Raw genomic sequence first — 19,602 nt, 5'->3', positions numbered from 1 at the left:
ATCGACCATGGAAGGAACTCTCATGACCCCCACTCTCGGAACCGTTCTCGTCACCGGTGGTGCATCCGGCCTCGGCGCCGCCGTCGTCGACGCCGTCCTCGACGCCGGTGGCACACCGCTGGTCATCGACCGCGTCGCACCGGAATCCGGTGTCGAGCACGTGGTCGCCGACCTCGGCGACTCCGCAGCCGCGGAAGCAGCCACCCTGGAGCTCGTCTCCCGCGCCGGCCGTCTCGACGGGGTGTTCACCGCCGCCGGCGTCGATTCGTGCGGCCCCCTGGGCTCGGTGTCCACGAAGGACTGGGAACGGGTGGTGCACGTCAATCTGCTCGGTACCGTCGCCGTCGTGCGCGCCGCCCTCCCCGCGCTGACCGAGTCGCACGGACGCGTCGTCACGTGCGCGTCCACGCTCGGCATCAAGGCCGTGGGTGACGCCACCGCCTACTGCGCCTCCAAGTTCGGCGTCGTGGGCTTCACCCGAGCCCTCGCCGCGGAGACCGCCGGCGAGATCGGCGTGACGCTGCTGATCCCCGGCGGAATGCACACCGCGTTCTTCGACGGCCGCACCGAGCAGTACAAGCCGCCGGCAGATGCGAAGCTGAACCGGCCCGAGGACACCGCCGCGTCGGTGATCTTCGCACTCTCACAGCCGGCGGGCTGTGAGATCCGTGAGCTGGTGGTCACCTCCTCCACCGAATCGTCCTGGCCCTGAACCTCTCCCGCATCCTCGTCCTGCGCGCGCTCGGTCTCGGCGATCTGCTCACCGCGGTGCCGGCGCTCCGAGCCGTGCGCGCGCAGTACCCGAACGCGCACCTCGCCCTGGCGATGCCGGACCGGTATACCGACCTCGTCGCCCTGGCGCACGGCGCGGACGGTACCGCGTGCGTGGACGCGGTGATCGACACCCGCGGCCTCACGGGACCGCCTCCGGGTCCGACCCCGGACCTCGCGATCAACCTCCACGGGCGAGGACCGCAGAGCATCGACGTGTGCGTCGCCACCGGCGCACCGTCGATCCTGACCCACGCCCACCCCGACCGGGGACTCGCGGGCCGACCGTGGATGCAGGAACTCCACGAGGTCGACCGATGGTGCCGCCTGACGGAGTACGGCGGCGCGTCGGCGGACCGGCGGGATCGCCTGATCGCTCGGCCCGCCGACGTGCCGGTGACGCGATCCGTGGTCGTGCACCCCGGCGCGGCGTCGCTCTCACGCCGATGGCCCCCCGACCGGTTCGCCCGTGTGGCAGCACGACTCGACCGACAGGGCCACCGGGTGGTGCTCACCGGAGTGGCCGAGGAGAGGGGTCTCTGTCGGGCTGTCGCGGACCAGGCAGCACTGGGCGCAGACGCGGTCCTGGCCGGAGAGCTGGACCTCGTGCACCTGGCAGCGCTGGTGTGCGATGCCGACCTGGTGGTGTGCGGAGACACCGGTGTGGCGCATCTCGCGAGCGCCTACCGGACGCCGTCGGTCGTACTGTTCGGTCCCACCCCGCCGCGCTGGTGGGGGCCGCCGTCGGACGGGCCGCACACGGTGCTGTGGAGCGGACACACCGGCGATCCGCACGCGGACACGGTGGATCCAGGCCTGCTCGAGATCTCCGTGTCCGACGTGCTCACCGCCGTGCGGGAACGGCTCTGACGGCTCTGACGGCTGTGACGGCTCGAAGCATCACCGGCGCAGGGCTTCTCGCGGCTTGGCCAGTACCTTGTGGCCGGTCGCCTTGACCACGTCGGGCAGGACCGCGTCGACCGCGGCCATCGCCTTCGACATCACCGACGCCGCCACTACCCTGCGCGAGCCGGCCTGCATGGCGTCGTATCCCGCACGCGCGACGTCCGCCGGGTCGTCCTTCCTCGACCGGCCCATGGCGGTGTCGTCCATGCGCGCGCGGTGGAAGAAGTTGGTCTCGACGGGTCCGGGCATCAGCGACGTGACGGTCACGGGTGACTCACTGAGTTCGCCCTGGATCCCCTCGGCGAACGACTGCAGGAACGACTTGGACGCGTTGTAGACGGCCTGGTACGGGCCGGGCATGGTCGAGGCTACCGACGAGGTGATGAGCACACAGCCCTCACCGGCGCGAATCATGCCGTCCAGCACCACCTTCGCGAGATGCACCGTCGAACGGACGTTCAGGTCGACGACGGCGAGACTGTCGTCGAGCGGCACCTCGGTGAACGCGCCGCCGCGACCGATACCGGCGTTGAGAGCCGCGGCCACGAGGGGGCGGCCCTGCGCCCGCAGCGCGTCGGCGACGCGCGCCACACCGTCCGGCGTCGCCAGGTCCGCGGTCACGGGGGTCACCGACACGCCGGTCGCGCTCAGTTCGGTCGCGACCACGTCGAGGCCGTCGGATTCCGCCACGACGACGAGGTCGTGACCGTCGCGCGCGAAGAGTCGGGCCAGCTCGCGCCCGATGCCGCTGGAGGCACCGGTCACGAGCGCCAGAGGTCGGGTGTCGCCGGGGGTGGACGAGGTATCGGTCATGTCGGTCGACTACCCACCGACCACGCGACTATGCGAGTGCCCGCACGACCTCACGACGCGAGTTCCCGCACGACATCGACGAGCAGATCCGCCACCACCGGGCGCACCCGCGCAGCCGCCTGCGACGCCTGCGCTCGACCGGAGTCGGACAGACACCACGCCGCCCACCGGGACAGCGACGCCGCGTCCACGTCGTCGGCGGCGAGCACCGCCGGCCATCCCCACGCCGCGGCCTGCGCGGTCACCTTCGCTCCCCCGGCCACCGGGTCGATCGCGAGAGCGGGAACGCCGTCGGACAGCGCGAGCACCAGTCCGTGCAGGCGCATCGTGACGACGACGTCGAGGCGTCGCACCACCGACTCGACCGCGGCCGACGTCGACGGTGATCGCCACGACCGCGGATCGAGCCGGGTGTCGAGATCCAGCAGCGCCATATCGTGCCGGGAGGCGAGCCAGTCGTCGAGAACGGCAGCGACCGCCTCGTGCCGGCGACGCGCCCCGTACTCGCGCTGACCGGACGTCGTGTACACCCCGACGACGGGCACGGCTCCGGGTGCCGCCGCGGCAGCCAGGTCCGGAACGGGTGGGGCGGGGCACCTCGCCCCACCCGACTCGCCGGCCGGGACGTCGATGTCTCGGGGAAAGACCTCGTCGAACCCCGTGTACGCCGCACCGGCGACGTCGACGACGCTGACTCCCACCGCGTAACGGCGGCAGTGCGCGAATCTGCGGTGCAGCGCCTCGATCTCGCTCCCGCTCACCGGCCCGCACACCCACAGCAGATGGGAGTACTCGCTCGGGTCGACGTCGGCGAGAGGGACGTCACGGCCGGCTCGGGAGCCGAGCGGGGCGCGGCTCATGACCGTGCTCCAGGCGATGTCCACCCGGTGCCCGGCCGCGGCCACCGCGTCCGCGACAGCCCACATGGCCTTCTGGTCCCCGGCCGTGCACTCGCCGTTCTCGACACTCGACCAGCCCACGACGAGAACGCGTCGGCCGTCCGTACCGATGCTGCTCATCGGGGCTCGATACCCTGGAAAAACCCCGTCAAACTCCCCACCCGGCGCTCGGAGCCGGTGTGGCATCGGTCGGACTCGGCTGCTTGAATGGCCTTTCTGGACCGAACACCGAAAGGCAGGACATCCGATGTCGATCGCCGAGAACACCACGGACGCATTCCGTGTCGACACCGAATGGCACGACGACGCAGCGATCCTGACAGTCGTGGGCGAACTCGATCTGGCCACCGCGCCGATTCTTCAGGACGCGGTGGACGCCGTACGGACCACGGCGTCGAGCGCGCTGATCATCGATCTGACGGGTGTCGATTTTCTTGCGTCGGCCGGTATGACCGTGCTGGTGACCTCGCATCAGGCGGTGGGCGACGACGTCGCCTTCGCCGTCGTCGCCCGCGGTGCGGCCACCGCTCGCCCCCTGCAGTTGGTCGGTCTCGACGAGACGTTCCCCGTGCTCGACACCCGCGAGGCGGCGCTCGCGGCCGTCACCACGTCCGGTTCGCCCGTCGACGACCTCGCATGAGCAGCGCTCCCGGTGTGAGGACCGGGCACGCGTGGGGTACTCCTCCCCTCGTGATCGACGACGCGACGACTGAGCACCACCAGCCCCCCACCCAGTTGTCCCTCACCGATCTCGACGCCGAACCGCAGCGCATCACCGACGCACGCGTCCGCTTCGGTGCGTGGTTGACGCACACGCCGTTCGACGCGGCGCGGACGTACGACATCGTGCTCGCCGTCTACGAGGCGATGGCCAACGTCGTCGAGCACGCCTATGCCGCCACCACCGGTCGACGCGTCTTCGACCTCCAGGCCACCTACGACTCCGCTCGGCTCGAGGTCGCCGTCCGTGATCACGGGACGTGGTCCGACTCGTCGCCGGGGCCCCTCCGTGGCCGCGGTCTGCCGCTGATCGAGACCCTGTCGGACGACGTCACGCTGTCGTCCGCCGACTCGGGCACCACCGTGACCATGGCATGGGACGTGGCACCGACATCCGGCATCGACACCGACGATCAGGTCTCGTAGACTCGTACGCGATTGCTGAGGCTCCCCGTGAGTCTCTCCTCCTCCAGCCCCGGGGAGAGCATTACCGCTCTCGTCTCACCGGAGGCTTCGTGACTGCACTCTCGTCCCACGCGTTCGACTCCCCGCGCCGTGCCACGTCGAGAACGGCGATCGATTCCCTCGATCTCGGTCCCGACCTCGCGCAGGCCGCCGAGGCGGCACGCCTGGCCGCGTTGGCCCGGTACGACGTCGAGCACACCGCCGCCGACGGCGCCTTCGACCGCATCGCCCGCCTCGCGGCCCGCTGGTTCGACGCGCCGTACGCGTCCGTGTCCATCATCGATGCCGACCTGGTGCGGTTCACCGCCACCTACGGCGACGGGCTCCCGGACCACACCGAACGTCACGACGCCCTGTGCACGATGGCGATGACGCACGACGGGCCTTTCGTCGCGTCGGACACCCTGGCGAACCCGGCCACCGCCGGTAGTGCCTTCGTCCGCGGCGATCTCGGCATCCGCTTCTACGCCGGCGCCCCCATCGTGACCGCCGACGGCTTCCGGCTCGGCACGGTCAACGTCTACGACGTGGTGCCGCGCACGGTGTCCGACGATCGCGCGGACATCCTGATGGAACTGGCCGACATAGCGATGGACGAGTTCGAGTTGCGACTGTCGGCCGCGACCACCGTGCGCGCCGAGCGGGAACTCCGCACGCGCGCCGAGGCGGACTCCGCGATCATCGGTGACTACGCCGCCGTGCTGCAGCGCACGCTGCTCCCACCCTCCCTTCCCACCATCGAGGGTCTGACGCTCGCGTCGCACTACCACGCCTCGTCACCGCTGCAGGTCGGCGGCGACTTCTACGACGTCTTCGCGCTGGGCAAGGACCGGTGGGCGTTCTTCCTCGGCGACGTCCAGGGCCACGGCGCCGGCGCCGCGGCCGTCACCTCGCTGGTCCGCTACACCCTGCGGGCCGCGGCGCTGCACCACGACGACCCGACGGAGGGGCTCGCCGAGCTCAATCGACTGTTGTTGATGGACACCTCGCATCAGCGTTTCTGCACCGTGCTGTTCGGTGTGATCACCCCGGATCCTCGCGGCGGTTTCCGCGTCACACTGGCGACGGGCGGGCACCCGCCCGCCCTGCTCCTCGATCCCGCTCGCGGCGAGGTGCACGAGATCCGTTCCAGTACAGGCATGTTCGTCGGCGCTCTGCCGAACGCGACCTTCAGTGCGTGCAGTTTCCGGTTGCAGGAGGGGCAGACACTGCTGCTCTACACGGACGGCATCACCGAGGCACGTCCCGACGGGCGCACCATGTTCGGCGAGGACGGTCTCGCGCAGTTCACGCAGGCCCGCCTCGGACTGTCCACGACGAAGATGGTCGAGGATCTGGTCGCCCTCATCCCCGACCTCTCTCCGATCGACGACATCGCCCTACTCGCGCTGGGCGCCTGACCGGGCGTGGTCGCGCAGCAGGCGTAGCGCGCGTTCGATGGTCGCGGCCAGGACGTCCTTCGGGTCGCCCTCGAAGACCACGCGCTCCGCGCTGGTCGTCCCGTGGTCGGCGATGCCGAACCAGACCGTTCCGGGTTCCACGTCCTCGTTCGTCTCCGGTCCCGCCTCGCCGGTGACGGCCACGGCGAGATCCGCGCCGAGCGCCGACGCCGCTCCGCTCGCCATGGCGGTGGCGGCCTCCTCGCTCACCACGGGGCCGCGGGGCACCTGCAACAGCGAGTACTTCACCTCGCTGGCGTAGGCGACGATCGACCCGCGGAACCACGTTCCGGACGACGACGCGCGGCCCAGGTTGGCAGCGATGTTCCCGGCGGTGAGCGACTCGGCGGTGGCGATACGAAGATCGCGTTCGAGTGCGAGTTCCGCGATCTCCGAACAGAGCTCGGCGAGATCCTCGTCGGTGTCGACGCGCTGCTCCGGTTCGGCCGCCTCGCTCTCGATGAGTTCCTCGGTCTCGACGTGGTGAGACATGTGTCTTCCGTCTCCTCTCTCAGTGCTGCACGGACCGGTAGTCCTTCCCGCTCCGCCCGGTGAGAAACATCCCCGGCACGGGAGGAGGATCGGCGCTAGCGTTGAGTCATGCCAAGCCTTCGCGACACCATCCGAACCGAACTCGAGGTCCGTCCGAGCATCGATCCCGCAGCGGAGATCGACACGCGGGTGGGCTTTCTCGCCGACTACGCCGTCTCCACCCGCACTGCCGGCTTCGTGCTCGGCATCAGTGGCGGACAGGACAGCACGCTCGTGGGACGCCTGTGCCAGCTCGCCGCGGAACGCGTCCGCGCCGGCGGCGGCGACGCGACGTTCATGGCCGTACGACTCCCCTACGGCGAGCAGGCGGACGAGGCCGACGCGGCGATCGCGCTCGATTTCATCCGCCCCGACACCACGGTGACGGTGGACATCAAGCCGTCCGCGGACGGCGCAGGCGTGGCAGCTGCCACGGCCCTCGGAGTCGATCGACTGCGCGACTTCGTTCGCGGCAACATCAAGGCACGCGAGCGGATGATCGCCCAGTACGCGCTCGCGGGCGAGCGGAACCTGCTCGTCGTCGGTACCGATCACGCTGCCGAGGCCGTGACGGGGTTCTTCACCAAGTACGGCGACGGCGGTGTGGACCTCACGCCGCTCACCGGCCTGACCAAGCGCCAGGGTGCGGCCCTGCTGCGCGAACTCGGTGCCCCGGAGAGCACGTGGAAGAAGGTGCCCACAGCCGACCTCGAGGACGACCGGCCGGCGCTGCCCGACGAGGAGGCACTGGGTGTGACGTACGCCCAGATCGACGCCTACCTCGAAGGCGAGGACGTGCCCGACGAGGCCGCAGCCACCATCGAGAACTGGTTCGTCAAGACCCGGCACAAGCGCACCACTCCGGTCACCCCCAGTGAGACGTGGTGGCGCTGACCGACTCGGCCGGTCGGTGTGTTCCTGCTCCGAACGGGTAGTCCCCCTCACAGCGCTCGAGAAGTGAGGCGTCGACGCATTCCGGTGTTTCGACAGGAGATGGACAAATGGACATCGACACGGTGGTCTGGACCGAGGCCGGCCCGCGGCAGGAATGGTGGGAGGCCGTGATGGCGCGGTGCGGTGCGGAGAACGCGCGACCGACGAACGACGAAGCCCCCGAGGATCGATGATCCTCGGGGGCTTCCGTGTGAGTGGATCAGGAGATGCCGACGATGTCCTTCGCCAGCGCCGCCAGGCGCGTCTGCGCGGCGGAGACCACCGAGTGGCGGTTCTTGTTGCGCTCCTCGTAGGCGACCACGGTGCGCAGATCTGCCGGATCGGTCAGCTCCTTGATCTCGGCGACTGCTGCGGCGACGTTCAGACCGTCGTAGTCGGCGATGGGAAGTTCGTGCTCCTCGAGCGTCCCGCCGGCCGCACGGGTGCGGTGGATAGCGTCGGCGACACCGGTCGCGCCGCCGTCACGAGTGACCTCCTCGGCCGTCTCGAGTGCCGCGTCGCGGCTCGCGGTGACGGTGTCGACGGCCAGTTCGGTCGCGCGCTGGCCGCGGCCGATGAGGGTGGACACCTTCGCGGGAACGTCCTTCGCCGTACCGACGACGCGGTCGACACCTCGCGACGACCAGGTGACCGGCGTGTTGATGAGACGCACAGCAGCACCGGTGGCGGCCTGGATCGGCGTGCGGCGCAGTGCGGCCGGTCCACCGAGGGCGTCCTCGGCGAGGACGGTGGTGAGCCACTCGACGGTCGCGGTGTGGGCGGTCACGAGATCGTCTGCGAGCGACACGACGCCCGGCGTGGACGCGGTCGTGGCGAGAGCCTTGACGTAACGGGCGCGGTCGAGCAGCTGGTGCTCCAGCGCGAGATCGCCGAGAAGTGCCTCGTCGAACGGCTGCGCCTGCTCGCCGATGGCCTTGAGCAGCGCGGTGAGGCGCCCGACGACGGGTGCGACGACGCCGGGGAAGCCGCCGAGTTCACGAATGGCGGCATCGATGCGAGCAGCGCGATCGCGTCCGTTCGACGCGTTCTGCAGCAGTTCCTCGCGGACAGCTTCCGTCCGAGCCTGTGCGACGCGGGTCTCGGCCACCTGAACCTCGGTGTTGGTGAGCGCGAGCAGAGCGCGAAGCTGGGCGACGAGCGTCGCCCGTTCGGTGTGTGCGGTGGTGCTGACCATGTGATGTGCCCCCTGTGATGGAAGTTGAGTCTCGGTGCAAGAGCAGCCGGAACGACCGCTCCGTGTCATTCGGTGACAAATCGTGGTTACCCGCCGGTACAACGGGGAAAACGCAGTGTGACGAGGCACATTCCCCGCGATCGAAGGAGTTCTCATGGCCGACGAACTGGACGAGACGATGCTCGACTCCGTGCAGGAGAAGATCGACGAGGCCAAGCAGGCGGCGGGAGACATCCCCGAGCGGCGTGAGGGCGGGCCGGATCAGGACGATCTCCACGATTCCTCCGACGGTGCCGCCGAACAGACCGGCGACGCGGCGGAGGCGACACTCGACGAGTTCCGCAACGCCGACGGTGACCGTGACGAGGGCATGACCGAGGGCGGCGGCGGAGGTCAGGGCGCCGCCTGACACACCAGAGCGGTCCGCCGCAACACGTCGGGCTTCCGCCCTCAGAGCTGCTCGAGGTGGCGGTCGAGGGCGGCGAGTAGCGGAACCTGCCCGCTCAGCAGCCGACGCCGCGCGGACTCCCGATCACACCACTCCACGCGGTCGACCTCGGGAAACACCAGCCGTCGCCCAGATCTGGGTGGCCACTCCATCTCCACACTGTTGCTGACGGCGGTCGAGGGGTCGAGTTCGCCGCGCACGGCGAACGCACGAACCGACTTGGCTCTGGACTGCGCGACCGTGCCGAGATCGATCCAGTACCCGTCGGGCACCGGGGACCCGAGTTCCTCCGCGAACTCTCTGGCCGCCGCTGTGCGCGCATCCTCGGTGTCGGTGTCGTACTCGCCCTTCGGTATCGACCAGGCGCCGGCGTCCTTGCGCGCCCAGAAGGGTCCGCCGGGATGGGCCAGCAGCACCTCCAGCTCGCCCCCACCCCCGCGGAACAGCAGCACACCGGCACTCGTCCTCATTCCGGGATTCTGTCCGATCACGTTTTCTCGCGATCGTGTCGGGTACGCGGTCCGCTGCACGAAGCCTCCGTTCCACAGAGCAGTCAAGGAGCCGACACATGACAGACGTCGCGTCGCAAGGGTCGACACCGGCAGACGACCGGGACATCCTCACCAATCGTCAAGGGCATCCCGTCCACGACAACCAGAACCAGCGCACCGTGGGCTCACGCGGTCCGGCCACCCTCGAGAACTACCAGTTCCTCGAGAAGGTCAGCCATTTCGATCGCGAGCGCATCCCGGAGCGCGTCGTCCACGCCCGCGGAGCCGTCGCCTACGGCTATTTCGAGGCCACCGGGAAGTGGGGCGACGAACCCATCGAGAGGTACACCCGCGCGAAGCTGTTCGCCGAGGCCGGCAAGCGCACGGACCTCGCCGTCAGATTCTCGACGGTGATCGGCGGGCGCGATTCGTCCGAGGCCGCGCGTGACCCCCGCGGCTTCGCGATCAAGTTCTACACCGAGGACGGCAACTGGGACCTCGTCGGGAACAACCTGGGCGTCTTCTTCATCCGTGACGCCATCAAGTTCCCCGACGTCATCCACTCGCTCAAGCCGGATCCGGTGACGTTCCGGCAGGAGCCCGCGCGCATCTTCGACTTCATGTCGCAGACACCCGAGGCGACCCACATGCTCGTGAACCTGTTCTCCCCCCGCGGGATTCCGGCCAACTACCGGACGCAGCAGGGTTTCGGAGTGAACACCTACAAGTGGGTCGACGCCGAGGGCGAGACTCACCTGGTGAAGTACCACTGGATCCCGAAGGCGGGAGTCGCGTCGCTCACCGAGGCGGACGCCGCCGCGATCCAGGCGAACGATCTGGGCCATGCGAGCAAGGATCTGTACGAGCACATCGAGCGCGGCGACTTCCCCGAATGGGAACTGCGCGTGCAGGTGATGAGCGACGACGAGCATCCCGAGCTGAACTTCGACCCGCTCGACGACACGAAGGTGTGGCCGGAGAACGAGTTCCCGCCGAAGGTGGTGGGCCGCATGGTGCTGGACCGCAACGTCTCGAACCACTTCGCCGAGAACGAGCAGATCTCGTTCGGCACCGGTGTGCTCGTCGACGGCCTGGACTTCTCCGACGACAAGATGCTGGTCGGCCGGACCTTCTCGTACTCGGACACCCAGCGCTACCGCGTGGGGCCGAACTACCTGCAGCTGCCCGTCAACCAGGCGAAGAACGCGCGGGTGTCCACGAACCAGCAGGGCGGCCAGATGCAGTACTCGGTGGACAACACCGGCAGCAATCCGCACGTGAACTACGAGCCCTCCATCACGGGCGGCCTCCGTGAGGCCGAGTACCCGACGCACGACGAGCAGGGTCCGGAGATCCACGGCCGCCTCACCCGCAAGCGGATCGATCGCACCAACGACTACGAGCAGGCCGGTCAGCGGTACCAGCTGATGGACCAGTGGGAGAAGGACGACCTCGTGGCGAATCTCGTCGCGAACATCTCGGAGGCGACGCACGAGGTACAGGAGCGGATGGTCTGGCACTTCTTCATGGCCGACGACGAACTCGGCGCCCGCGTGGGAGAAGGGCTGGGCATCTCGGCCGACGACGTCCGCGGACTCGAACCGCTCGCATCGCAGACCTTGTCGGAGGAGGAGGACCAGCGGCGCGCGAATCTCGGGAAGAACGGCCCCCGCGACGTCGCCGACCTGCAGATGACGCACTGCGTCCCGAACGAACGCGCGACGACTGCCGGGTGACGTCGCAGTGACGCAAGTGTGGACAGCGTCACACCGCGGGGCTATCGTCGAAGATGCAAGCCGAACAGGTCGTAGGACGAACTCGAGGCAGGTGGTGCGTATCAACACGGTGACGACGAGACACGTGTTCATTCCGACGCGAGGACGATCACGCGGAGCCTGCTCTCCGGATCTTCTCGCACCATCCACATTAACCTGACAGAACCCCGGCGCCGAAACGGCGCCGGGGTTCTTCGTCGTCCGGGTCGGCCGATCAGCCGGCGTTGGGGTCCAACGTCTCCTTGATCTTGCCCATGACGCCCTTCTCCGTGCCCAGAGCCGCGTTCGACGGTTCGCCGAGTCCGCCGTCGTAGGTGGCGTAGAGCTTCGGGTCCGGCGGCGGTCCACTCTGCTTGTTGCCCAGCGGCTGCGGATCGGCGAGGAACCTGTTCTCGTGGCGGCCGTCGGGTGCGGTGCCGTGCGCCCACCGGCCCTTGTCGGACTCGGTGCCGTCCGACAGATGCCACAGCGTGCTCGCGTGCTCGTCGTACTCCTCGTCGAACAGGTCGTTCGGCGCCACCACGCCCTCCAGACCGTCCGCCTGCAACTCCTCGATGGCCGCGAGCCACATGTTCTGGTGATACGTGTCGCGGGCGAGGTTGAACTTGAGCATGTTCTTGACACCGGGATCGTCGGTCATGTGCCACAGACGTGCGGTCTGCACGCGGCCCTGCGCCTCGGCCGCGACGTTGGCGCGGAAGTCCGCCAGCAGGTTGCCGCTGGCGACGATGAAGCGCCCGTTCCACGGGACACCGTTGCTGTCGGCGAGGGTGGGTCCGCCACCGGACACGATGGCCTGCTGCGGATCCATCCCGCCCAGCACCGCGGCGACGACGGGATCGGCGGCAGCGTTCTTGGTGGACTCGGTGGCCGGTGCGCCCTCGAGGAGCCGCGCGACCATGGTCGCGATCATCTCCACGTGACCGATCTCCTCGGTCGCGATGTCCATGATGAGGTCCTTGTACTTGCCTTTCATGCGACAGTTCCATCCCTGGAACAGGTACTGCATCGTGACGGTCATCTCGCCGTACGCGCCGCCGATCAACTCTTGCAGCTTGCGGGCGTAGACGGGATCCGGCTTCTCCGGCTTCACGTCGAACTGGAGGTGGTCGGTGTGACGGAACATGAAGGCTCCTGACAGTGCTCGGGGGGGTCGTGCTCTTGTCGCGCCCCGGCTACCCGGAGGCGGACCCGACAAACGACCCGGATCGCCGGGTCGTGCGCGTGGGTAACGGCCCCGCGAACGGGTAACCCGCTGCGATGAGCACCGACCTGAACGACCCTGCGGCACCGGGCGACTCCCCCGGTCTGCGTCGCGCCGTCACCGGCAAACTCCTGTTCGTCTTCATCCTGGGTGATGTTCTCGGAGCGGGTATCTACGCACTCGTGGGCGAGATCGCCGGCGAGGTCGGCGGTGCCGTGTGGGTGCCGCTGCTGGTGGCACTCGCCATGGCCATGCTCACCGCGGCCTCGTACGCCGAGCTGGTGACCAAGTACCCGCGCGCAGGTGGCGCCGCTGTGTTCGCCGAGCGAGCCTTCGGACGGCCGGTGGTGTCGTTCCTCGTCGGGTTCTCGATGCTGGCGGCGGGTGTGACGAGCGCGGCCGGGCTGTCCGTCGCCTTCGCCGGTGACTATCTGGGCGCCTTCCTCGACGTCCCGACGGTTCCTGCCGCGCTGGTGTTCCTCGCCGTCGTGGCTCTCCTGAACGCGCGTGGCATCAAGGAGTCGATGCGGGCGAACGTGGTCATGACCGTCGTCGAGGTCAGCGGACTCGTCCTCGTCGTCGTCCTCGCCTGCATCGTGCTCGGTCGCGGCGACGGCGATCTCGGCCGCACCCTCGAGTTCACCGATGCCGTGAACCCTGCCGTGGCGGTCCTCGCGGCGGCACTGCTCGCCTTCTACTCGTTCGTGGGGTTCGAGACCTCGGCCAACATGGCGGAGGAGGTCCGGGACGTGCACCGCGTCTACCCTCGCGCGCTCTTCCTCTCGCTGGCGACGGCCGGTGCGGTCTACGTCGCGGTCGGACTCGCGGTGAGCGCGGTCGTGCCCGCGAGCGACCTCGCGGACACCTCGGCGCCCCTGCTCGCCGTCGTCTCGGCGGCCGACGTCGGTGTCCCCGACAGGCTCTTCGGACTCGTGGCGTTGATCGCCGTGGCCAACGGCGCCCTGCTGACCATGATCATGGCCAGCCGACTCACCTACGGGATGGCCGGACAGCGACTGCTGCCCGCCGTCGCGGGCCGGGTGTTGCCACGTCGGCAGACCCCCTGGGTGGCCATCGTCGCGACCACGGTGGTGGCGATGATTCTCGCGGCCACCGGAACCGTCGCAGCGCTCGCCGAGACCGTCGTCCTGCTGCTCCTGATCGTGTTCGTCAGCACCAACCTCGCCGTGCTGGTGCTGCGCAAGGACCAGGTGGACCACCCGCACTTCCGCACCCCGGCGATACTTCCGGTGCTCGCTCTGATCAGCTGCGGCGTGCTCGCGACGCAGCAGACCGCGCAGACGTGGCTGCGTGCCGGCGTGCTGCTCCTGGTCGGCGGCGTGCTCTACGCGGCGATGCGGTGGACACGGAGTTTGAGAAGTCCCGAAATCGTCAACACGTGACCTGTCTCCTGTAGAACGGGGACGTTCGATGTGTGTCCGACGCCGGAATTCCGGCGTCCGGTCGTGACGACTGAAAGGTAGACGATGGCTATCAACGACGACGACATCACCACTTCCGGAGCAGCAGGCGGCGAAGGCCCCGCCGACGGCGGCTCCAACCCGAACGGTCACGACGGCGGCGCCGACGGCACCGCGTCCAGCACGGAGGGTCCCGCCGACGGCGGCTCGAACCCGGGTGGACACGACGGCGGCGCGGACGGCTCCGCTGCCAGCGGCGAGGGCCCGGCCGACGGCGGCTCCAACCCCGACGGCCACGACGGCGGTGCGGACGGTACGGCTTGAGCCGACCGACCGATGACGAGCGCGGACCGGGAGACCGGTCCGCGCTGCGTCGTCTCCTGAGCATCGAGCCGCGCGCCTTCGCCGAGGATCACTGGGGACGCGCGCCGCTGCTGACACGCGCCGCAGACCTTCCCGCACCGTTCACCGATCTGCTGTCGACGGACGCCGTCGACGAGTTGGTGTCCGAGCGCGGTGTACGCACCCCGTTCGCCCGCATGGCGAAGAACGGCGCGCTGACCGACCGCGGTCAGTTCACCGATTCGGGCGGCTTCGGGGCCGAGGTGACCGATCAGCTCGACTCCGCCGGGATCCTGGCGGCCTTCGCGGACGGCCACACCCTGGTCCTGCAGGGGCTCCATCGACTGTGGCCTCCCCTCATCCACTTCACCGGCGAGCTGGTCTCCGATCTCGGCCACCCGGTGCAGGTCAACTCGTACATCACCCCTGCATCGTCGCGAGGCTTCGATCCGCACTACGACGTGCACGACGTCTTCGTCCTGCAGATCGCCGGCGAGAAGCGCTGGATCCTGCACCCCCCGGTGCACGAGCACCCGCTGTCGAACCAGCCGTGGTCGGACCGCAGGGACGACGTCGCCGCCATGGCGCGCAACGATCCGACCCTCGACGTCGTTCTGCGCGAGGGCGATTCGCTCTACGTTCCGCGTGGCTGGATCCATTCGGCCGAGGCCCTGGGCGACACCTCGATCCATCTGACCGTCGGAATGTCGGCCTTCACCCGGTACGACCTGCTGCATCACGTGCTGGGCACCCTGGCGGACGACGCGAGCTTCCGCGCCCCGCTGCCCGTGGGCCTCGATCTCACCGATCCGGACGCGGTCGCACCGCACGTGCGCGCACTGATCGCAGATCTGACCGCGGCCCTCGCCGAGAGCGACGGTCGAGCACGGACGGCGGCAGACCGTGTCGGACGTCGCTTCGTCGAGGTCACGCGGCCCGCCCCGGTGCGCCCTCTCGAGACCGTGCGGACGATGGCCGGCCTGTCCGCGACCACCGTGGTGGTGTGGCGGCCCGGGCTCGCCGCGCGGGTGACGCAGTCGCCCGAGGCGGTCGCCGTCACGACGCGGACCAAGACGATCACGCTGCCGGCGATCGCGGCGGACGCCGTTCGGCAGCTGCACAGCGGAAAAGACTGCGCTGTCCGCGATCTCACGGGTCTCGACGATCAGGACGCGGTCGTCGTGGTGCGTCGCCTGCTCCGCGAGGGTCTCGTCGTCGCGCGACCGTGACGACGCCGGTGACCACCACCGCGGCGTGGCGCCCGTGCAGCGATACGGCGCGCGATCGCGGTGACACGTTGCAGGGCAGCGGTTCTCGCGGCGATCGGTGGTTCCTCGTCGAGCTCGCGGGCAGTTGGGGCCCGTCGGCGTTCCTCGATTCCCCGTCGGTCCTCGATCCCGTGCTCGGCGGAGCCCTCGTGCGCCGCATCGAGGGTGCCGGACTCCGCCCGCTGGCCGTGCGTGAGCCCGGCCGTCGCCGCGGCCGAGGTCGGTGGCGGTGGGCTCTGGTCGACGCACGGCCCGGCCACGAGAGCGTGCGCCGGGGCGAGGTGACCGACGCCGCCGATCTGCTCGACGTCCCGCTCGACGGATCGTCGGGTACCGCGTCGACGGAGACCATCGTGGCCGTGTGCACCCACGGCAGGCACGACCGCTGTTGCGCCGTCCGTGGTCGCACGATCCTCGCCCCGGCCGTGGCGGCGTACCCCGGCGAGGTGTGGGAGTGCTCGCACCTCGGTGGCGATCGGTTCGCCGGCACGATGATCCTCCTGCCGCACGGTCTCTACTACGGCAACGTCGACGACGCGGACGTCGTCCGCATCCTCCGGCGCCACCACGACGGGCTCGTCACCCCGCAGTTCCTGCGTGGCCGCAGCGCGTTCTCGGGCGCCGTCCAGGTGGCCCAGCACGCGGCGCGCGCCGCTCTGCAGGACTTCGCCATCGACACCCTGCACCCACTCTCGGAGGCCCCGGGCCCGGACGGTCGGCGACACGTCCTCCTCGACCACCACGGGGACACCGTCGAGGTGGTTCTCCAGGAGACTCTGTCGGCGCCGATCCTCACCACGTGCCACGCCCGCGTCGCCGGACCGGTGCGCACCCACGACGTGGTGTCCGTCCGCCGGTCTCGGCCCCGCTGAGCGACCATTACTCTGGACGGGAGGCCGGTCGTACATCCGGAAGGGACACGTGTGGAACTCGTAGTACTGCTCGATGAGGACGGCCGTGCCATCGGCACCCACGACAAGGCCACTGTGCATCACGACGCCACACCGCTGCACCTGGCGTTCTCGAGCTACGTGATCAACCGCGAGCGCGAGGTCCTGGTGACACAGCGGGCGCACGACAAGCGCACCTGGCCCGGCATCTGGACCAACACGTGCTGTGGACATCCCGCGCCCGGTGAACGTCTCGACTCCGCGGTACTGCGGCGCCTCGACCACGAGTTGGGCATCGGTGCGGACAGCGCGGCTCCCGTGCTGCCGTCGTTCCGGTACCGCGCCGTGATGGACAACGGCGTGGTCGAGTACGAGATCTGTCCGGTCTTCCTCGTTCTGCACGACGACAGGACCGTGGATCCGAGACCGGACGAGGTGGCCGACTACCGCTGGGAACCGTGGGACGAGTTCGTCGCGACCGTGCTCGCGGGCGAGAGCGATCTGTCGCCGTGGTGTCAGGACCAGGTCCGGCAGTTGCACGCCCTGGGGTCCGATCCCCTGGCCTGGCCCACCGGCGGCACCGAGTCCCTCCCACCCGCCGCGCGCGTCGCGTGACGCACGGGTCGGGACCGAGCGTCGGCGAGAGAGGTGCACCACCTCGCGGCAACGTGTTGATGACGGCGGTGGATCGGATCTCCCATGCTCTCGGTCGATCGTCGATCTTCGCGGACGTCGATTTCGACGACGAGACACATCCCTGGTTCCTGTCCGAGGAAGAGCGCGCCAACCCGGACACCCGCATCCGCGCCTGGACGGAGGGCAATCGCTGCGTCGCTCTGGTGCACGGCGACACCTACTTCCGCGTGCTGAACGAGCACCTCGCCGACGCGGAACCCGACGATCTGGTGATGTTCACCGATTGGCGCGGCGACCCGGAGCAGGTGCTCACCGACCGCGGTCCCACGGTCGAGGACGCATTGACCGGCGCCGCGACGCGCGGTGTCGTCGTCCGAGGCCTGTTGTGGCGCTCGCACGCGGAGGGCCTCGGATACACCGGCGGCAAGAACAGTGCCCTCGCGACCGCCCTCGAGGACGCGGGCGGTGAGTGCGTTCTCGATCAGCGCGTTCTGACCTTCGGCTCCCATCATCAGAAGCTCGTGGTGCTGCGTTCCTCCTCGCGTCGCGACGGCAACGTCGCGTTCGTGGGCGGTATCGATCTGGCCCGGTCGCGACGGGACGATGCGCACCATCACGGCGACGCCCTGAGCCGGCCGTTCCCGCCGGAGTACGGGGAGACCCCCGCCTGGCACGACCTGCAGCTCGAGATGCGCGGTCCGGCCGTGCGCGACGTCGAGGACACCTTCCGGGAGCGCTGGGAGGATCCGGCGGCGCTGTCCCGGTTGCCGTGGCACGTGGTGAGCGACGTCGTCCGCCGACACCGGCGTGAACCGTCCGAACTGCCCGCTGCCCTCCCCGACCCTGAGGCCACGGGAACGTGCTCGGTGCAGTTGCTGCGCACCTACCCGCGTCGTCGACCGTCCTACCCGTTCGCGCAGGACGGCGAGAGGAGTGCGGCCCGCGCGTACGCCAAGGCCCTCGGTCGCGCCGAGCGACTGATCTACATCGAGGACCAGTACCTGTGGTCCGTGGACGTCGCGCGGGTCTTCGCGCGTGCTCTGCGACGCTCGCCCCGCCTCCGCATGATCATCGTGGTACCCCGGCACCTCGACGACGACAGTGCGATGACCATCCCGCCGTCGCTCCTGGGCCACGCCGCCGCGTTGGATCTGCTCCGCGACGCGGGCGCCGACCGGGTGCTCGTCCTCGATGTGGAGAACGACGACAGCGTGCCCGTCTACGTGCACTCGAAGGTCTGCATCGTCGACGACGTATGGGCGGCCGTCGGCAGCGACAACTTCAATCGCCGCTCCTGGACCCATGATTCGGAGCTCACGGCGGCCGTGGTCGACGAGGAACGGGACACTCGCGAGCCCGTCGACCCCGGTGGCCTGGGTGACGGTGCACGGGTGTTCGCGCGAGACCTCCGCCTCGAACTCCTCGCCGAACACCTGTCCCGTGGGAGCGGCGCGGACGCCGACGTCGCCGACCTCGTCGACCCGGACGACTGCTTCGACGCGGTCGCCGATCAGGTCCGGGAGCTCGACGCGTGGCACGACGGGGGCCGCGACGGTGATCGCCCGCGAGGACGGTTGCGCATGCATGCCATCGAGGTGCCGCCGCTGTGGAAGCAGCGGGTGTTCTCGCTCCTCTACCGGCTGGTGGTCGACCCCGACGGCCGACCACTGCGCCTGCGGTTGACGCGCCGCTTCTGACGGTGCGGCCGCGCAGGATTCGCACGCCCACTCGCGGGTACTCGAGGCGGTGCAGGGGGCGCTGCGGTCCGCCACGGAACCGATGTCGACCGAGTCGCTCACGGGGTTGCCCGGCCTGTCACCGCGCGCTGTGGAGACCGCCCTGGAGCTGCTCGATCACGTCGACGCCGTGCACCACACGGACGCCGGGTGGGTGCCCGGCAGCCTCTCGACGACCGAGGCCGTCGAGCGCGCACTGGAGGCGGCTCGCCGGCAGGAGACGGCGGCGCGATCGCGGGTGGAGATGGTGCGGACCTACGCCGAGACACGGCGATGCCGACGACAGGTGCTCCTCGAGTACCTCGGCGAGGTGACGGAGCAACTCTGTGGTCGGTGCGACACCTGCGAGTCCGGCACCGCGGCCGAGTCCGACGTCAACGGCGGTGACACGAGCTACCGGCCCGGCGACACGCTGCATCACCGCGACTGGGGCGCGGGGAACGTGGTGTCGGCCGAGGCGGAGCGCGTCACCGTGCACTTTCCCGAACACGGTTACCGCACCCTGGCGACCACGATCCTGGAGGAGCGCGACATCACCGAGTGACAGCCTCGAAACGGACCTTCGACGACCTGCGGGAGCCGAGAACCGGGGCCGACCACGACGGACGCGCGAGACTCGGACCGCAGGTTCGTTTAGCGCGTCGACCTGGCGGTTCCGAGCGCGGATCGACTGGGAAGACCGTAGATTCGCGCATGACAGACATCCCCGGGGGAGGGTG

Annotated in this window: 22 protein-coding genes; 16 read left to right on the top strand and 6 right to left on the bottom strand. The window is 69.5% G+C overall.

The annotated features are described in order from the left end of the window. Nucleotides 1-22: 22 nt before the first annotated feature. Nucleotides 23-712, top strand: a complete 690-nt coding sequence (locus HQ325_RS07615) for an SDR family oxidoreductase (RefSeq protein ID WP_261777744.1) — start codon at nt 23-25, stop codon at nt 710-712. A 56-nt stretch (nt 713-768) separates the two neighbouring features. Beyond that, nucleotides 769-1,641: a glycosyltransferase family 9 protein gene (locus HQ325_RS07610; RefSeq protein WP_308014296.1), complete on the top strand. Its 873-nt coding sequence runs from the start codon at nt 769-771 to the stop codon at nt 1,639-1,641. A 30-nt stretch (nt 1,642-1,671) separates the two neighbouring features. Here the strand turns inward: HQ325_RS07610 and HQ325_RS07605 are convergent, their stop codons facing one another. Continuing rightward, a complete protein-coding gene (locus tag HQ325_RS07605) occupies nt 1,672-2,490 on the bottom strand; it encodes an SDR family oxidoreductase (RefSeq protein WP_222627780.1) in 819 nt (272 codons plus the stop codon). A 50-nt stretch (nt 2,491-2,540) separates the two neighbouring features. Continuing rightward, nucleotides 2,541-3,509, bottom strand: a complete 969-nt coding sequence (locus HQ325_RS07600) for a polysaccharide pyruvyl transferase family protein (protein ID WP_222627778.1) — start codon at nt 3,507-3,509, stop codon at nt 2,541-2,543. Nucleotides 3,510-3,636: 127 nt separating this feature from the next. Between HQ325_RS07600 and HQ325_RS07595 the strand changes: the two genes are divergently transcribed. The 3 genes from HQ325_RS07595 (at nt 3,637) to HQ325_RS07585 (ending at nt 5,974) form a co-directional block, all read left to right on the top strand. Continuing rightward, a complete protein-coding gene (locus tag HQ325_RS07595; protein ID WP_051612937.1) occupies nt 3,637-4,029 on the top strand; it encodes an STAS domain-containing protein in 393 nt (130 codons plus the stop codon). Beyond that, on the top strand, nt 4,026-4,535 hold the full coding sequence (locus tag HQ325_RS07590; protein WP_222627776.1) for an ATP-binding protein: 510 nt from the start codon (nt 4,026-4,028) through the stop codon (nt 4,533-4,535). Before HQ325_RS07595 ends, HQ325_RS07590 begins: the two co-directional genes overlap by 4 nt. Before the next feature lie 89 nt (nt 4,536-4,624). Continuing rightward, nucleotides 4,625-5,974 (top strand): SpoIIE family protein phosphatase, encoded by a 1,350-nt coding sequence (locus tag HQ325_RS07585; RefSeq protein ID WP_308014295.1) that lies wholly within the window; start codon nt 4,625-4,627, stop codon nt 5,972-5,974. Here the strand turns inward: HQ325_RS07585 and HQ325_RS07580 are convergent. Further along, nucleotides 5,954-6,505, bottom strand: a complete 552-nt coding sequence (locus HQ325_RS07580) for a CinA family protein (RefSeq protein WP_222627772.1) — start codon at nt 6,503-6,505, stop codon at nt 5,954-5,956. The genes HQ325_RS07585 and HQ325_RS07580 overlap by 21 nt on opposite strands. 108 nt (nt 6,506-6,613) lie before the next feature. On the opposite strand from HQ325_RS07580, the gene nadE reads away from it, so the two are divergent. Next, on the top strand, nt 6,614-7,438 hold the full coding sequence (gene nadE, locus HQ325_RS07575; RefSeq protein WP_222627770.1) for an ammonia-dependent NAD(+) synthetase: 825 nt from the start codon (nt 6,614-6,616) through the stop codon (nt 7,436-7,438). Nucleotides 7,439-7,545: 107 nt separating this feature from the next. After that, the gene (locus HQ325_RS22390) at nt 7,546-7,671 is read left to right on the top strand and encodes a hypothetical protein (protein ID WP_261777743.1); all 126 of its coding nucleotides are present in this window, start codon (nt 7,546-7,548) and stop codon (nt 7,669-7,671) included. A 26-nt stretch (nt 7,672-7,697) separates the two neighbouring features. Here the strand turns inward: HQ325_RS22390 and HQ325_RS07570 are convergent, their stop codons facing one another. After that, nucleotides 7,698-8,672 (bottom strand): hypothetical protein, encoded by a 975-nt coding sequence (locus HQ325_RS07570; protein WP_027503970.1) that lies wholly within the window; start codon nt 8,670-8,672, stop codon nt 7,698-7,700. Nucleotides 8,673-8,826: 154 nt separating this feature from the next. Here HQ325_RS07570 and HQ325_RS07565 point away from each other — a divergent pair, with 154 nt between their 5' ends. Further along, a complete protein-coding gene (locus tag HQ325_RS07565; RefSeq protein ID WP_027503971.1) occupies nt 8,827-9,081 on the top strand; it encodes a hypothetical protein in 255 nt (84 codons plus the stop codon). Nucleotides 9,082-9,122: 41 nt separating this feature from the next. On the opposite strand, the gene HQ325_RS07560 is transcribed toward HQ325_RS07565, so the two are convergent. After that, nucleotides 9,123-9,590 carry an NUDIX domain-containing protein gene (locus tag HQ325_RS07560; RefSeq protein WP_222627768.1) on the bottom strand — a complete coding sequence of 156 codons (468 nt, stop codon included), beginning with the start codon at nt 9,588-9,590 and terminating at the stop codon, nt 9,123-9,125. A 98-nt stretch (nt 9,591-9,688) separates the two neighbouring features. Between HQ325_RS07560 and HQ325_RS07555 the strand changes: the two genes are divergently transcribed. Beyond that, complete coding sequence (locus tag HQ325_RS07555) at nt 9,689-11,347, top strand: catalase (RefSeq protein ID WP_222627766.1); 1,659 nt, start codon at nt 9,689-9,691, stop codon at nt 11,345-11,347. Between the two features lie 253 nt (nt 11,348-11,600). On the opposite strand, the gene HQ325_RS07550 is transcribed toward HQ325_RS07555, so the two are convergent. Further along, entirely contained in the window at nt 11,601-12,512 is a 912-nt protein-coding gene (locus HQ325_RS07550) for a manganese catalase family protein (RefSeq protein WP_222627491.1), read from the bottom strand. A gap of 134 nt (nt 12,513-12,646) precedes the next feature. On the opposite strand from HQ325_RS07550, the gene HQ325_RS07545 reads away from it, so the two are divergent. The 7 genes from HQ325_RS07545 (at nt 12,647) to HQ325_RS07515 (ending at nt 19,427) form a co-directional block, all read left to right on the top strand. Further along, on the top strand, nt 12,647-13,993 hold the full coding sequence (locus HQ325_RS07545; protein WP_222627764.1) for an APC family permease: 1,347 nt from the start codon (nt 12,647-12,649) through the stop codon (nt 13,991-13,993). An 84-nt stretch (nt 13,994-14,077) separates the two neighbouring features. After that, nucleotides 14,078-14,335: a hypothetical protein gene (locus tag HQ325_RS07540; protein WP_027503975.1), complete on the top strand. Its 258-nt coding sequence runs from the start codon at nt 14,078-14,080 to the stop codon at nt 14,333-14,335. Then, nucleotides 14,332-15,582, top strand: a complete 1,251-nt coding sequence (locus HQ325_RS07535) for a cupin domain-containing protein (protein ID WP_222627762.1) — start codon at nt 14,332-14,334, stop codon at nt 15,580-15,582. The genes HQ325_RS07540 and HQ325_RS07535 overlap by 4 nt, the downstream gene beginning before the upstream one ends. Nucleotides 15,583-15,590: 8 nt before the next feature. Then, complete coding sequence (locus tag HQ325_RS07530; protein WP_222627760.1) at nt 15,591-16,493, top strand: sucrase ferredoxin; 903 nt, start codon at nt 15,591-15,593, stop codon at nt 16,491-16,493. Nucleotides 16,494-16,544: 51 nt separating this feature from the next. Beyond that, nucleotides 16,545-17,126, top strand: coding sequence for an isopentenyl-diphosphate Delta-isomerase (gene idi, locus HQ325_RS07525; protein WP_056447305.1), 582 nt, complete (start codon nt 16,545-16,547; stop codon nt 17,124-17,126). A 59-nt stretch (nt 17,127-17,185) separates the two neighbouring features. Beyond that, nucleotides 17,186-18,844, top strand: coding sequence for a phospholipase D family protein (locus HQ325_RS07520; RefSeq protein ID WP_222627759.1), 1,659 nt, complete (start codon nt 17,186-17,188; stop codon nt 18,842-18,844). Between the two features lie 82 nt (nt 18,845-18,926). Then, nucleotides 18,927-19,427: a DUF3553 domain-containing protein gene (locus HQ325_RS07515; RefSeq protein WP_222627757.1), complete on the top strand. Its 501-nt coding sequence runs from the start codon at nt 18,927-18,929 to the stop codon at nt 19,425-19,427. The last annotated feature ends 175 nt before the right edge of the window (nt 19,428-19,602 follow it).

Origin of the sequence: Rhodococcus sp. BP-349, from assembly GCF_019835845.1 — a bacterium.
Lineage (GTDB): Bacteria > Actinomycetota > Actinomycetes > Mycobacteriales > Mycobacteriaceae > Rhodococcoides.
The sequence above is the reverse complement of the archived record's forward strand: the minus strand, read 5'-3'. Positions and strand labels throughout refer to the sequence as shown.

Excerpts from the sequence above, each read along its gene's own strand:
- HQ325_RS07615 (WP_261777744.1), top strand. The coding sequence starts at position 23 with ATGACCCCCACTCTCGGAACCGTTCTCGTCACCGGTGGTGCATCCGGC.
- HQ325_RS07605 (WP_222627780.1), bottom strand. The coding sequence starts at position 2,490 with ATGACCGATACCTCGTCCACCCCCGGCGACACCCGACCTCTGGCGCTC.
- HQ325_RS07600 (WP_222627778.1), bottom strand. The coding sequence starts at position 3,509 with ATGAGCAGCATCGGTACGGACGGCCGACGCGTTCTCGTCGTGGGCTGG.
- HQ325_RS07595 (WP_051612937.1), top strand. The coding sequence starts at position 3,637 with ATGTCGATCGCCGAGAACACCACGGACGCATTCCGTGTCGACACCGAA.
- HQ325_RS07590 (WP_222627776.1), top strand. The coding sequence starts at position 4,026 with ATGAGCAGCGCTCCCGGTGTGAGGACCGGGCACGCGTGGGGTACTCCT.
- HQ325_RS07580 (WP_222627772.1), bottom strand. The coding sequence starts at position 6,505 with ATGTCTCACCACGTCGAGACCGAGGAACTCATCGAGAGCGAGGCGGCC.
- nadE (WP_222627770.1), top strand. The coding sequence starts at position 6,614 with ATGCCAAGCCTTCGCGACACCATCCGAACCGAACTCGAGGTCCGTCCG.
- HQ325_RS22390 (WP_261777743.1), top strand. The coding sequence starts at position 7,546 with ATGGACATCGACACGGTGGTCTGGACCGAGGCCGGCCCGCGGCAGGAA.
- HQ325_RS07570 (WP_027503970.1), bottom strand. The coding sequence starts at position 8,672 with ATGGTCAGCACCACCGCACACACCGAACGGGCGACGCTCGTCGCCCAG.
- HQ325_RS07565 (WP_027503971.1), top strand. The coding sequence starts at position 8,827 with ATGGCCGACGAACTGGACGAGACGATGCTCGACTCCGTGCAGGAGAAG.
- HQ325_RS07560 (WP_222627768.1), bottom strand. The coding sequence starts at position 9,590 with ATGAGGACGAGTGCCGGTGTGCTGCTGTTCCGCGGGGGTGGGGGCGAG.
- HQ325_RS07555 (WP_222627766.1), top strand. The coding sequence starts at position 9,689 with ATGACAGACGTCGCGTCGCAAGGGTCGACACCGGCAGACGACCGGGAC.
- HQ325_RS07550 (WP_222627491.1), bottom strand. The coding sequence starts at position 12,512 with ATGTTCCGTCACACCGACCACCTCCAGTTCGACGTGAAGCCGGAGAAG.
- HQ325_RS07545 (WP_222627764.1), top strand. The coding sequence starts at position 12,647 with ATGAGCACCGACCTGAACGACCCTGCGGCACCGGGCGACTCCCCCGGT.
- HQ325_RS07540 (WP_027503975.1), top strand. The coding sequence starts at position 14,078 with ATGGCTATCAACGACGACGACATCACCACTTCCGGAGCAGCAGGCGGC.
- HQ325_RS07520 (WP_222627759.1), top strand. The coding sequence starts at position 17,186 with ATGACGGCGGTGGATCGGATCTCCCATGCTCTCGGTCGATCGTCGATC.
- HQ325_RS07515 (WP_222627757.1), top strand. The coding sequence starts at position 18,927 with ATGTCGACCGAGTCGCTCACGGGGTTGCCCGGCCTGTCACCGCGCGCT.